The sequence below is a fragment of the Methylocystis bryophila genome, from assembly GCF_027925445.1.
In the GTDB taxonomy this organism is placed as follows: Bacteria; Pseudomonadota; Alphaproteobacteria; order Rhizobiales; family Beijerinckiaceae; genus Methylocystis; species Methylocystis bryophila.
Genome location: NZ_AP027149.1, coordinates 4,041,136 through 4,054,029 on the forward strand (window position 1 = coordinate 4,041,136; position 12,894 = coordinate 4,054,029).

The following is a 12,894-nucleotide window of genomic DNA, read 5'->3' on the forward strand; positions in this document are numbered from 1 at the left end:
CCGCACTTTGAGGAGCGCACGCCATGCGCAGAATAATATGGAGCGGAGCAGTGCTCGCCGCGATGCTCTGCCTATCAACGAATGGCGCGCTGGCGACGCTAAAGATTGGCGACGCTGCGCCCAATTTCTCCCTTCCGGCCGCGCTCGGGGGGAAGGAATTCGATTTCTCTTTGGCCAAACAGCTCGAGAAAGGACCCGTCGTCCTTTACTTCTATCCGAAATCCTTCACGCGCGGCTGCACGATCGAGGCGCATGAATTCGCCGACCATCAGGATGATTTCCAGGCGGCGGGCGCGGCCGTTCTCGGCGTTTCGAGCGACCCGATCGAGGTCCAGAAGGAGTTTTCCTCGAAGGAGTGCCGAGACAAATTCCCTGTCGGCGCCGACCCCTCGCTCTCGACAATCAAGGCTTATGACGCGCGCCGCGACAAGCCAAGCCCCAGCGGCGGCGAGGTCGCCGATCGCATTTCTTATGTCATCGCCGACGGCAAGATCGTTTTCGCTCTCGTCGACGCCAATCCCGTCAATCATGTTCAAAGCGCGCTCGCCTTCGTCCAAAAATGGAAGACTGAGCACTCGCATTGACCTGACGCCTTTGGCGCGGCGCGCCAAATCTCTCACATGGAGCAAGGAAGAATGAAGGGTAACTCTCGTATTCAACGCCGCGTTCGCCGTATCGGCGCGGTCACAGTCTTCAGCCTGCTTCCGCTCGCGAGCGCCTGGACGCAAAATGCGCCTCCCGCCGCCGATAAGGCGCCGGCCGCGCCGCCCTCGCCTACGCGCATCGCGGTGGAAAACCGGCGCGCCGCCTATCAGCTCATCGGCAATTCCTTCCGCTATTTTGGCGCCATCGCGAAGGGCGCTGCTGCGTACGACGAAGCGGAGGCGACGAAGCGCGCCGCCCGAATCGCTTTGTTGGCAAAGGTGCCCGCCGAGAGTTTTCCCGAAGGATCCAATGTCGGAGAGCCGGAGAGCAAGGCGAAGGCGGAGATTTGGAGCGATCGCGCCGATTTCGACAAGAAGCTGAAGACCTTTGAAGCCGACGCCGCCAATCTCGCCGAAGTCAACGCCAGGGAGAAAGGCGCCACCGACGCCTGGAAGGCCGCCGTCGCCTCGCTGGCTCAGGACTGCAAGGGCTGCCACGATCTTTACAAGCTTAAATAGAGACGCGTCTCCCCGTGACGCGCCGTGGCGGAGCGTCCCGTTCACTCTGCATCGTGAAATGCGACGCTCCGCCTTTGAGATCTCAACCTGAATGAGGAAAGCCCATGACCGCCGTGGAACGCGATCGTCCAGCCGCTTCGCGACACGAGCCCGCTCTCGCCTCGCGCCGGCGCGTGTGGGATTGGCCGGTCCGCTTCGTTCACTGGAGCCTCGTCGCCTCCCTCCTCGGCGCCTTCATGACGAACAAGCTCGGCGTCAAATATTTCGCCTATCACGCCTTTTTTGGCTATGCGGTCATCGTTCTCGTCGTCTTCCGCGTGTGGTGGGGCTTCGTAGGACCCAAACATGCGCGCTTTGTGAATTTCGTCAGAGGCCCCAAAGGCGTGCTGCGCTACCTGCATGCAACCGGCCGCGGATGGAAGACGCGCCACGCCGGCCATAATCCTCTGGGGGCGTTGATGGTGCTGCTGTTGCTCGCGCTGCTCGGAACGCAGGCGGGTTTCGGCCTCTTCGCGAATGACGAGATCTTCAACACCGGCCCCCTCGCCGGGCTTGTGTCAAAGAGCCTTAGCCTCAATTTGACGTCGCTTCATCGCAAACTTTTTTATGTGATCGTCGCAGCGGTGATCCTGCATGTCGGGGCCGTTCTCGCGCATTGGCGCCTGAAGGGCGATAATCTCGTGAGCGCGATGATCACCGGCAACAAACCGGGCCATCTTGTCGAGGCGCATGAGGAAATCAGATCATCGCGCGGGGTTCTCGCTGTAGCGCTCTTCATCGCCATCAGCCTTGGCCTCGCGACCCTCCTACATTTCGCGCCCGCCGCCGACTTCGACACTGCAGGCTTGTGAAGCCGCGCCACGGCGCTTGGGCTCACAATTCAGCGTCGCAGCGCATCATCGGTCATGCCGACGCGCTCTCCCCAAGATTGCTAGAGCGCGACGCGAAAATGTGGAAGCCGACCTTTCGCACATATCGCGCCCAAAACTCCCGGAATCGATCAGGTTTTCTGCGTTCAGGCGACCCCGTCTGAACGCAGCGTGATCTAGAGCGCCTCACGATCGCGTGGAATTACGCGGTCGGGACGCGCTCCAAATCAAAAACCCGCAAGGCTTGGGATCAGCCACAGCCTTCGCGAGATCGCGCGATATTCCTACTGTTGCACTTCTGCAACACGCGAGAGGATTCCGACATGAAACCGCTAAATAGCGATTCTATCGCGCCTCGGAAGCTTGACCATCGCTCATTTTCCTACTTAGTTTGTAGCTATACAAAGACCAGTAGCGCAGTCGATGCGACGTCCGGTCGGAGGAGATCAGCCGATGAGTCGGCAAGAATCGTAAGGAGTTTGAAATGCCTGGTCATCTGCCGTCTCTTCGTTCGCGTCTCATGCGCGGCTCGAGGCTCGCCTCGGTCACGTTGATAGGAAGCATAGCAGTTGTCGGCTTAGACGCAGCGCAAAGCTTCGCGCAGTATCAAGGCGCCAGCCCGCCCGCACAGAGCGCGCCGGCGGCCGCTCCCACGCAAAAACCCAAGGCGGCGCCTGCGAAGCCGAAGCCTGCCGCGTCGAAACCCAAGCCGCAGGAAGCGGCCGCGCAAGCACAATCTCAGCCTACTCAGCCGCAGGCTGCGGCCGCAGTCGTTGCTGCATCCAGCGGCCCCTCGAGCGCGACGGTGGAGGAGGTGAAGGTGACCGCACGACTGCGCGAAGAGAAGGCGCAAGACGTGCCGCTTCCGGTCAGCGTCGTCGGCGGAAAGACAGCCGAGGTGCAACTCCTCGACCGTCTGCAGGACCTCGCTACGAAAGTTCCGAACTTCGTGCCCTACATCACCAATCCGCGCACCTCCGCCATCGCGATCCGCGGCATCACGGGCATATCTGGCGGCGCTGACGGCTCAGAATCCGCAACGGGCATGATCGTCGACAATGTGTTCTTCACGCATGTCGGCTTCCAATGGGCAAATTACGTCGATCTCCAATCCTTTGAGGTGGCGCGCGGCCCCCAGGGCACGCTGCTCGGCAAAAATACGACCGTCGGCGCCGTGATCATTCACACGCAGCTTCCGTCCTTCGAGCCGTCTGCCACGGTAGACACATCCTTCGGCAATTATAATCATTTCATCGAGCGGCTGAACGTGACGGGACCCATCATCCCTGAGACGCTCGCGGCGCGCGCCACCTTCTACCTGGAAAAGAGCGACCGCTGGATCCATAACTATGGAACCGGCGAGCCCGGCGTCTTGGACAATAACCGCTGGGGCGTGCGCGGGCAGCTTTATTATACGGGCGACTTGCTCACCGATCGGCTGATTTTCGATCGGTTGCGCTCGGACGAGACCAACAATTTCGGGGCACCTGCCTTCAACTCTTTCCCCTTCTATGCGAATGGCGCGGTCGATACTCCCTTTTCGACGACTCTCGCCAAGCGGCTGAATCTGCCGACGACGAGCCTGAACCCTTACTATCCTCAGTTGACGAAACTCGGCAATCTCGATCAGCGCACGACGGGCGTTTCAAACGAGATCAACCACCCGGTTGGCGAGGACACCTTCACCTCGGTCGCGGCATGGCGAGAGTTCACCCTGCATCCGCGCAACACGTCTTCAGGCTCCATCTCGTCCTCGGGCGGCGGCAGCACGCTGGGGCAGAACACGGACATCGCCGCGACAGGCTATGACGTTTACGTCGATCAATATTCGCTCGAAAACCGTCTAGCTTCGCCAAAGGACGAAACGCTGGAATGGACCATTGGAACCTATCTGCTGCGAGAGACCGTCTTGTCGCAGAATCGGCAATTCTATGGCCCCGAGGCGTCGGCGTGGTTTTCTGGCAATCCCTCAGCGAGCCCCTTTCTTCTCTGGGGCGACACGAGCCATCAAAACGGCATCGCGCGCACCTTCAGCGCCGCGGGCTTCGCCCAAACCTCATGGCACCTCGACGAGCAGTGGACGCTCACCACGGGCCTGCGCAATACTTATGAAATCCGAGAGGGCTCGGACTTTGGTTGGGTCAACGGCAACACGACCGCCGCCGGCATCGGCGCCGTGCAGACGGCGCTCGGCGGATACAGCTTCTTCGATACCGGCGGTCAGACGCAGCGCACCGACTCGCTCTCAGGGCTCATCAACCCGTCCTATCGCTACAATGAGAACATACTCGCCTACACCTCCGTGGCGCGCGGCGAGAAATCGGGAGCGATTAATACGAACGCGCTGCCTCTTTTGAACAGCTCCGGCCAATTTCTGGGCTTTCAGCGCCTCATCACCCATCCGGAAGTCTCTTGGGATTATGAGCTCGGCGTCAAGACGAATTGGCTCGACAACAGGCTCATCGTGAACCTCAACGTCTTCTGGAACGACATCTATGACTTCCAATCGATCCTGGTGGACACGCGATTCCTTGACGTGACCGGCACGCCGCTGCGCAAGCAATATCTGAGCAACATCCCGCAGGTGCGCTCGCGCGGTTTCGAGTTCGACACGCGCTGGAGCCCGATCGACCGCTTGTGGATCAACTTCTCGGGCCAGGCCACGGATTTGCGCTACGTCAGCTTTCCGCAGGCCGCGCCCTCGCCGGACTGGCTCTGGCCGGCGGGGTCCAACGTCAATGGGATCGCCGCTCCGCTCTTCGTCAATCTGTCTGGTCAACGCGTCACTTCGGGCGTGAGCGGCAATGCGCCCTTCTCGCCCTACTCCTTCAACCTCGGCGCCAATTACGAGCAGCCCCTCGGCGCGGCGCTGCGGGATTATGGCTATGCTTTGCCGGTTTCCGCATTCGGCTACGCCAACCTCTCCTGGTTTTATCGTAGCCAGCTTTCCGAGCCGCTTTCACTCTATTATCTCGGGCAGCCGTCCTACTCGCTGATCAATGCAGGAATCGGTTTGAAAACCGACGACGGAAGATACAGCGCCAATCTCTGGGTCAAGAATCTGGCGGACGCGCGTTATCTCATTGGCGGGACGATCGGGAGCAACACCTCTCCCGGCACCGTCACATTCGGCCCGAACACGCCCCGCACCTTCGGCGGCACGCTGAGCGTCAAGCTCTACTGATCAAACAAAAGAACGCGCGCCTCTTCGTGCTTCCGCGTCCCGCAAACTCATCGTCGAGCGAAGGTCTCGCGCCGCTCCATCGCGTGCCGCGCTGGCGACCATGTTTTGCGGGCCGACTCTTCGCGACAGCAACTGTGTCCTCGCTGCAACAGCGACGCAAAAAAGCGCGCGATAGCACAGTTTCCTAGTAGAGATAGTTGATTCAATCGCGAAAGCGCGAGAAGGTGAAAAGACGAGAACTCGAACAACCCCGCGCCGGGCGGCGCAAGATGTAACTGTAACGAGGTGTCCAAATGAAAAAGCTTCTCATCACCACCGCCGCCGTCGTGGCGTCAATCTCGACTTTTGCGCGTGCAGCGGATCTTCCATCCGTGAAGGCGCCGCCGGAACCACCTCCGCCGCCGTCGTGGACTGGGTTCTATCTCGGCGCGAACGCCGGTTATGACTGGTCCATCACCAATACGATTCAGCAGACCTATCTCGAAACGCTGTCAGGCGGCTTCGCCACCCAGGCGGCCTTGGGCAATATCCCTGTCCTACAGTCGGTCAAAACCAGTGAATTCATTGGCGGCGGACAAGTGGGATGGAATTATCAGTGGGGCAAGCATCTGCTGATCGGCGTCGAAGCCGACATCCAGGGGCTCGCGGGCGGCGCCGGCACGGCCAATCTCGTCTCGACCAACTCAGCGACTTCCTTCTCTAAAAGCCAGGGATCTCTTGGGACGGTGAGAGCCCGCCTGGGCTACCTCGTTAACCCGGTGTTTCTTGTTTATGGCACGGGGGGGTTAGCCTATGGGCAAGGAACGCTCTCGGCCAATTATTTCGGCATCTGGAAGGCCGCGTCGCTGCAGCTCAACGACTATCAGACCTCCACGCTCACCGGCTTTTCGGTTGGCGGCGGCGCCGAATGGCAGTTCCTGCCGAAGTGGAGCGTCAAGGCCGAATATTTCTATTACAATCTCGGCTCGATACAGACGTCGGGCGTCCAGCTCAACTACAAGTCTGGCGGCGTGGCCGCCATCACGACGGCGCGATCCAACACGCGCTTCGACGGCAGTGTCGTTCGCATCGGCGTGAACTATCACATCAAATGGGGCGGCGCGCCTAAGCTCTTCGACGTCGAAAAAATCGATAAGCTGATCGACTGACAGCGTGAGCGCCTCAAGCCGCATCATCAGCCTTCGGCCGCCTTTGCGGCGCGCCGAAGGAGCGGCAAATTATCTATTGCTTCTATAGGATTTGTTATGTTACCGTTCCTTCACGCACTCCCCAAGAGAGACGCCAACAGATGACGCTAGCCGCCGCGCCGTTCGATGCGCCCCTTCAAGAGCCCGAACCGTTTGACGACTCGACAAGGGCCGGCGCGCAGTCGCTACTTCGCATCCCCGCTCCGCCGCCAAATCACTTCGCGCGCGTCGGCGCGATCGTCGCTTATTTGGCGATGCTCGCGGCCTTTTTGACCGTCGGCTTCCGCGCCAATGAAGCGCCGGTCGAAGAGCTGCAAGTTGTCGAGCTGGCGCCCTTGCCCGCTGAAGAAGAGGCGCCGCCGGAGGATGTTCCGCCGCCGCCGGAGACGATGACTCTCGACGACCTCCCCCCGCCGCCGGCCTTGCAGCCCATCGCGCCGATCGAGCAAAAGCCGATCGAGAAGCCGAAGCCGCTCAAGAAGGTGGAAAAAGTGGAAAAGCCCCGGGAGCGTAAGCCGGCTCCCGCCCATGAGGCGCGACCCAATCACGAAAGATCAAGAGATCACGAGAACGCCGAGCGAAAGCCCGCCGCCGTGGGGCCTCGCACGGTCTCGGAAGCGAAGCCCGGCGCGACCATGTCGCAGGCTGCAAACGCCCTGCATTCTTGTCTGCAGCGCGCCGCCTCGAACATCGACGCTCCCCGTTCCGGACGCGTCACCTATCACGCGTCGATCAGCGCCTCCGGCTCGGTCACCTCCTTCTCGATCTCCTCCTCCGGAAACGCGGCTCTCGACGGCATCGCCAACCGCATCGGAGCGCGATGCAGCTCCGTTCCGGCGCCCGGCAAACCCGGATCGCTCTCCGGCGCGATCAGCTTCAGCGGCCCCTGATCCTCTCATCAAGAAACGAAAGGTTATCGCATGAGTGACGCAGCAAACACCGCCTCGGCGGCCCTGGCGCATACATTGACGCCAATCGAGCTCTTCTTGCAGGCTGATTCGATCGTGAAATCGGTCGTGGTCATCCTGATCCTTGCGGCAGCCTGGGGCCTGGGCGTCACCGCGGAGAAGCTCGTTCGCCTAAGCATTCTGCATCGCCGCGCGGACCGTCTGTTTGAGAGCATCCGGAATGGATTGCCCGTGTCGAGCATCGCCGAAGGCTTCACCTCAGCGCCGAAGGGCGATCCGCTCGTGGAGATCTACAGGGCGATGGTCGAGGAATATCAGCGCTCGCAAGATTTCGCGCATACGGAGGCTCAGCGGGACGGCCTGCAGGAGCGCGTGCATCGCGTGGCGCAGCTCGCAAGCTCCGCTTCCCTCCATCATCTGCAGGATCGGCTGCCGAGCCTCGCGACGATCGGCGCGGTCGCCCCCTTCGTCGGGCTCTTCGGCACGGTCTGGGGCATCATGAACTCCTTCCAGGGCATCGCCGCCTCCAACAACACGAGCCTCTCCGTCGTCGCGCCGGGCATCGCCGAGGCCCTGTTCGCGACCGCGCTCGGACTCGTCGCGGCCATTCCGGCGGTCATCTTTTACAACCGCATCAGCGGAGACATCTCTGCCTACGGCAGAAGACTCACCTCCTTCATCGGCGTGTTCGAGGTGGAGCTTTCCCGCCAACTTTCCAAGAAAGGGGACCGCAATGGCCTTCGCGCTGCGTAAGAACGACTCCGAATTCGATTCGGCGCCCATCGCCGACATCAATGTGACGCCGCTCGTCGATGTGATGCTCGTTCTGCTGATCGTCTTCATGGTCGCCGCGCCTTTGATGACCGCGGGCGTCCCGGTCGATCTGCCAAAGACAGCTGCAAAGCAGCTCAACGATCAGCAACCGCCGATCGTCGTGAGCGTGGACGCCGGCGGCGGCTTCTTCGTCGACAAGACTGGGGCGGACGACGTTCAGGGCCTGCTCGCCGCACTGCAGCAGCGAAGCGAGAACGATCGCGACCGGCGAGTGCATGTCCGCGCGGACAAGTCGGTTTCCTATGGCAGAGTCGCGGAGGCGATGGGCGCGATCAATGCAGCCGGCTATGCCAAGGTGGCGCTCGTCTCGGAGGCAAAAGGCGGCGGCGGGCCGAGCCGCTAGGGCGTCTCACTGTTCGATCGCGTGATCCCAACCGGTGGGGCGCGCTCTAAAGCGCGATCGAGACGAATCGCGACCCGAATGACCTCCCCGTTGACCGCGTCCTCGGTTCGGCTCCCCCAACCGCCCCGCCCCGCCGACCTCGGCGGGGCGGGGAGATTTCTTTCTCGATAGGAAAGAAAGCCAATTCCCGTTAGACTCCCCGCTCCTGAAAGTCATTCCCCGCGATTCGTCGCGGCTGGGAACCCGCGGGGAGCCTTCCCTTCGATGCTATCCAACAAGGCGAAATATGGCCTCAAGGCGCTGATCCATCTTGCTGCCGCGGAGGACCAATGCCTTGCGAGCGACATCGCAAAGGACAATAATATCCCGCGCAAGTTCCTCGACGCCATCATGGTGGAGCTGCGCAACGCCGGCATCGTGAACAGCCGCAAGGGCAAGGGCGGCGGCCACCGGCTGGCGCGGCCGCCGGAGAACATCACGGTCGGACAGATCATCCGCATCCTCGACGGGCCGCTGGCGCCGATTCCCTGCGCGAGCAAGACCGCCTATCAGCGGTGCGCCGATTGTCCGGATGAGGACGCCTGCGCGATTCGCGACATCATGCTGGACGTGCGCGAGTCGATCGCGCTGATCCTCGACCGCACGAGCATCGCCTCGCTGCGTGGTCGCGGAAACCGGGAAGCTCGCGGATTGCGTTGAGGTCGCCCCTCCCGCCAAGGACCTTGCGCGTCAGCGCACCAGGGGATCAGGGAAAGTCGCATTCAAGCGTCCAGCTCGAGCAGATGACCCGCCCGGTCCCGCTTGGCGGCGAGATAGCGGCGATTATGCGCATTGCGCCTCCCCAAAACGCGATGCGCGGAAACAACCTCGAGCCCCGCCTCCTCCAAGGCGGCGATCTTGACCGGATTGTTTGTCATCAGACGCACGCGCGTCACGCCAAGCGCCTGCAGCATGTCGGCGGCGAAGGCGAAGTCGCGCTGATCATGGCCATAACCGAGCGCTTCATCCGCCTCGAACGTGTCCAATCCGAGCGCTTGCAGGTCATAGGCGCGGATCTTCGTCGAGATTCCATTGCCGCGTCCTTCTTGATCCAGATACAGCAGCACGCCGACGCCTTCTTGCGCCATGACGCGCACAGTGTGACGCAACTGATCGCCGCAATCGCATTTGAGGCTGCCAAAGAGATCGCCGGTCAAGCAGGCCGAGTGCAGGCGCACAGGGACTGGCTGCGAGCAGTCCGGCCTCCCCACGACGATCGCAATCTGGTCTCGTAGGCCTTCGCCGCCGCGGAACACGACGAACTCGCAAGCGCTCGCGCCTTCGAGCGGAACGTTGGCGCGGCTCACAATGCGGAGAGTCGCGCGCCGCGAAGCGCGATAGCCCAAGAGATGGGGAAGCGACACAGAAAGAAGATTCGGCAACAGCGCTTCGGCGCCGGAGGCCGCGAGAACCACAACGGCGGGCAGAAGTTGCGCGAGTCGCATCAACTCCAGAGCGCCTTCGTAAAGGGGCGTCAGCGGAGCAACCGGCGCGTCGACGCGGGCGTCGAGGCCGAAGGCGAGCGCGCGAAGGCGCGCCAATTCAATGTGCGGCAGCGCGACAAAACCGGCTTCCCCGCGGCTGAGACCCAAGTGTCGCAGGCGCGAAGCCGAGAGCACCAGTCGAGCCGCGCCAGGCGCCGAGAACTCGAATTCTCTCACGAGCGTCTCATCGAAGGCCTCGGCCGCCGCGACGACCAGGCGTTCGGCGCCGTCGCGCAGCACCGCGGGCCGGCCTGCGCGGACTTCGGCGATGACTCGCTCGACGTCGACCTGGCCTACGGAAGGGAGTCGTCGATAGGACACGGGTAGAGCCTCGTTTCTTCGAATTCAATCACTGCTGCATATAATTTATAATTCCTACTGCGTAAATATCTTTAATGAGAGCACCTGGCTGTTCAGAATGTCAGGAGCCACGACGTCGGCGCAGAGCCAGGCTTCTTCAGACCGCATCCTATATCGCCATAATAAGATACATTTCCGTATGTTGCAGCCTCCGCCAGGGAGCAATGACACGCAGCCATGGCCGCTTTTCCACAGCGCTGAATTTTTCGCTTTATCATACTAATTTGATATGCTTATAATGCCAAAGAGATCGGCGAGGCAGCCGACGGAGAGAGAGGAGAGACAGATGGGCGTGTGGTCTTTCTTGCGTCGCAAAAGGTCGTCTCGCTCGCGAGCGAGGCGCATCCTTATCTCGGCCGCAACCCTTTGCGCCGCGACGGCGGCCTGCGCGGAGCCGAGCGTCTTTCCCACGGGGACGACGATCTACGATCCCGCTCGCGCCTTCAACTCCTTCGTTTTCTTCGCTGGTGGCGACGGCGTCTCACGGCTGATCGATCTCAACGGAAACGTCGCCCATGAGTGGAAGTTCACGGGGCAACCGTCGGTCTTCATCGATCCCGCACTGAATGGCGGCGCGCGCGGACATGTTTTCGTGACGCTCGAAAGCGAGGAAGGCAAAGGGACGGATTTGGTCCCCGGCCGCGTTCTGACCCGCATCGTGAAGACGGTCGGAGAGGTCGATTGGGACGGCGCCACGGTCTGGCGTTTCGGCCCCACGGCGCCCGGCGGTCGTGCGCAACAGCATCACGACATCGCGCGCCTGCCAAATGGAAACACGCTGGTGCTCTCCAATATCGTTTACCCTCTTCCAGGCTTCGCCGCGCCGCAAGTGCTCGACGACCTTGCTTACGAGGTCAATCCGGAGGGCGAGATCGTTTGGACCTGGGCCGCCTCGGACCACATAGACGAGATCGGCTTCACGCCGGAAGAGCTCAAACTCGTGAAGGGATCGAAAAACGCGGATTATCTCCATGTGAACAATCTGAAGCCCGTCGGGCCGAACCATTGGTTCGACGAGGGAGATGAGCGCTTTGCGCCCGAGAATCTGATCTTCGACTCGCGCAACGCCAATTTCATCGCGATCATCGACCGCAAGACCCGCAAGATCGTTTGGACGCTGGGCCCGCATTTCCCGCCCATCGCAGCGGACGGCGGCGGCGCGTCGCGCAAGCTTCCGCGCCCCATCGATCAAATCTCCGGTCAGCATGACGCCCAGATCATTCCCAAAGGCGTTCCAGGCGCCGGCAACCTTCTCGTTTTCGACAATCAAGGCGCCGCGGGCTATCCGTCCGTTGCAACAACGCTTACTGGCGGATCGCGCGTAATCGAGATCAATCCCGTCACGCAGCAGATTGTCTGGCAATATTCGGCGGCAGACACGGGAGGCGCGGGCTGGAGCTTCCGAAGCACGCACATCAGCAACGCCCGACGGCTTCCCAACGGCAACACCTTCATCGACGAGGGCCAGATCGGGCGGTTCTTTCAGGTAACCCCCTCGGGCGAGATCGTCTGGGAATATGTGAACCCCTACCCGCGCCGCGGAAAGGATGCGGAGACCGGAAAGGCGACAATCAATTACGGCGTCTATCGAGCGCAACCCGTTCCCTATGAATGGGCGCCCGCAGGAACGTCGCACGGCGAGAGCGCGGTCGTTCCGCCGGAAAACACCGCCTACCACTTGCCGGTCAAGGAGAAGTGACGTGATAGCCAATAAGGCTCAACAAACCGCGCTGTTTTACGCTCATCCCGTTGCGATCGGCCAGAGCCTGATCGGCGTCGTCACGCAAAATGGAGATGGGTATCGCTTCCACGCTTTCGACAACGCTTTCGCTAGGCTCGAAGACGATCGCTTTCGTGGCGCCGACGAGGCGCGCAACGCGGCGATCGAGCTGAGCGTGAGAAAGGGCGTCGTCGGTGAGAAGTGAGTCCGTGAGCCCGCATTCCAACCCGCAGCCCAACGCAATGTCTGGAGTCATGATGAAACCACGCTTCCGTCAAATCGGCCTTTCGGCTCTAATTCTTTTCGCAAGCGCTGAGCTCGCGAGTGGACAGACCGCCGCTCCACAGCAAAACCCTCCGCCGCCGCCAGCGCGTGGACCCGCTCTCGACCTCGCGCTCGAAGCGGCGCAGGCTGCGCTCGACGCCAGCAAGGCAGGCGAGCAAAAGGTCGCGGTAAGCGTCATCGACTCGGCCGGCGTGCTAAAGGCCGTGCTGGTTTCAGACGGCGTCGGCCCGCGCGCCGTGCAAAATAGCAATTTCAAGGCGCAAGCAGCGCTCGCGTTCAAGGAGTCTTCGGGACAGCTCGCCGAGCAGGTCAAGACCGACAAGGATCTCGCCGAAAAGGTCGCCGCAAATCCGACCTATGTCGCTCGCGCGGGCGCGCTCCTCCTCAAGGTCAATGACGAGATCGTCGGCGCGATCGGTGTTGGCGGCGCGCGCGGCTCGGAGAAGGACGAGCAATATGCGCTGGCCGGAGTGCAGAAGATCCAATCGCGATTGAAATAAGATAGCGAGGCTTTCTCC

General features: G+C 61.5%; 13 protein-coding genes. 12 read left to right on the plus strand and 1 reads right to left on the minus strand.

Translation table 11 applies throughout. The features are described 5' to 3' along the window. Positions 1–23: 23 nt before the first annotated feature. The 9 genes from QMG80_RS18635 to QMG80_RS18675 all read left to right on the plus strand — a co-directional run bounded on the left by QMG80_RS18635 (position 24) and on the right by QMG80_RS18675 (position 9,187). Positions 24–584 carry a peroxiredoxin gene (locus QMG80_RS18635; RefSeq protein WP_085770528.1) on the plus strand — a complete coding sequence of 187 codons (561 nt, stop codon included), beginning with the start codon at positions 24–26 and terminating at the stop codon, positions 582–584. Between the two features lie 51 nt (positions 585–635). Then, positions 636–1,163: a c-type cytochrome gene (locus tag QMG80_RS18640; protein ID WP_085770529.1), complete on the plus strand. Its 528-nt coding sequence runs from the start codon at positions 636–638 to the stop codon at positions 1,161–1,163. A 104-nt stretch (positions 1,164–1,267) separates the two neighbouring features. Further along, positions 1,268–2,014, plus strand: coding sequence for a cytochrome b/b6 domain-containing protein (locus QMG80_RS18645; protein WP_085770530.1), 747 nt, complete (start codon positions 1,268–1,270; stop codon positions 2,012–2,014). Between the two features lie 502 nt (positions 2,015–2,516). Then, a complete protein-coding gene (locus QMG80_RS18650) occupies positions 2,517–5,216 on the plus strand; it encodes a TonB-dependent receptor (RefSeq protein WP_245300057.1) in 2,700 nt (899 codons plus the stop codon). Positions 5,217–5,509: 293 nt separating this feature from the next. Further along, positions 5,510–6,364, plus strand: coding sequence for an outer membrane protein (locus QMG80_RS18655; RefSeq protein WP_085770531.1), 855 nt, complete (start codon positions 5,510–5,512; stop codon positions 6,362–6,364). A 140-nt stretch (positions 6,365–6,504) separates the two neighbouring features. Next, positions 6,505–7,293, plus strand: a complete 789-nt coding sequence (locus QMG80_RS18660; RefSeq protein WP_085770532.1) for a hypothetical protein — start codon at positions 6,505–6,507, stop codon at positions 7,291–7,293. Positions 7,294–7,323: 30 nt separating this feature from the next. Further along, positions 7,324–8,064, plus strand: coding sequence for a MotA/TolQ/ExbB proton channel family protein (locus tag QMG80_RS18665; RefSeq protein WP_085770533.1), 741 nt, complete (start codon positions 7,324–7,326; stop codon positions 8,062–8,064). Further along, positions 8,045–8,488, plus strand: a complete 444-nt coding sequence (gene tolR / locus QMG80_RS18670; RefSeq protein ID WP_085770534.1) for a protein TolR — start codon at positions 8,045–8,047, stop codon at positions 8,486–8,488. The genes QMG80_RS18665 and tolR overlap by 20 nt, the downstream gene beginning before the upstream one ends. 264 nt (positions 8,489–8,752) lie before the next feature. Continuing rightward, positions 8,753–9,187 (plus strand): RrF2 family transcriptional regulator, encoded by a 435-nt coding sequence (locus QMG80_RS18675; RefSeq protein WP_085770535.1) that lies wholly within the window; start codon positions 8,753–8,755, stop codon positions 9,185–9,187. 62 nt (positions 9,188–9,249) lie between these two features. Here the strand turns inward: QMG80_RS18675 and ribA are convergent, their stop codons facing one another. Beyond that, a complete protein-coding gene (gene ribA, locus QMG80_RS18680) occupies positions 9,250–10,332 on the minus strand; it encodes a GTP cyclohydrolase II RibA (protein ID WP_085770536.1) in 1,083 nt (360 codons plus the stop codon). A 325-nt stretch (positions 10,333–10,657) separates the two neighbouring features. Between ribA and QMG80_RS18685 the strand changes: the two genes are divergently transcribed. The 3 genes from QMG80_RS18685 to QMG80_RS18695 are packed head-to-tail and all read left to right on the plus strand — an operon-like array spanning position 10,658 to position 12,876. Further along, positions 10,658–12,070 carry an arylsulfotransferase family protein gene (locus tag QMG80_RS18685; protein ID WP_085770537.1) on the plus strand — a complete coding sequence of 471 codons (1,413 nt, stop codon included), beginning with the start codon at positions 10,658–10,660 and terminating at the stop codon, positions 12,068–12,070. A 1-nt stretch (position 12,071) separates the two neighbouring features. Further along, complete coding sequence (locus QMG80_RS18690) at positions 12,072–12,296, plus strand: hypothetical protein (RefSeq protein ID WP_085770538.1); 225 nt, start codon at positions 12,072–12,074, stop codon at positions 12,294–12,296. A gap of 52 nt (positions 12,297–12,348) precedes the next feature. Further along, complete coding sequence (locus QMG80_RS18695) at positions 12,349–12,876, plus strand: GlcG/HbpS family heme-binding protein (protein WP_158658597.1); 528 nt, start codon at positions 12,349–12,351, stop codon at positions 12,874–12,876. Positions 12,877–12,894: the final 18 nt, after the last annotated feature.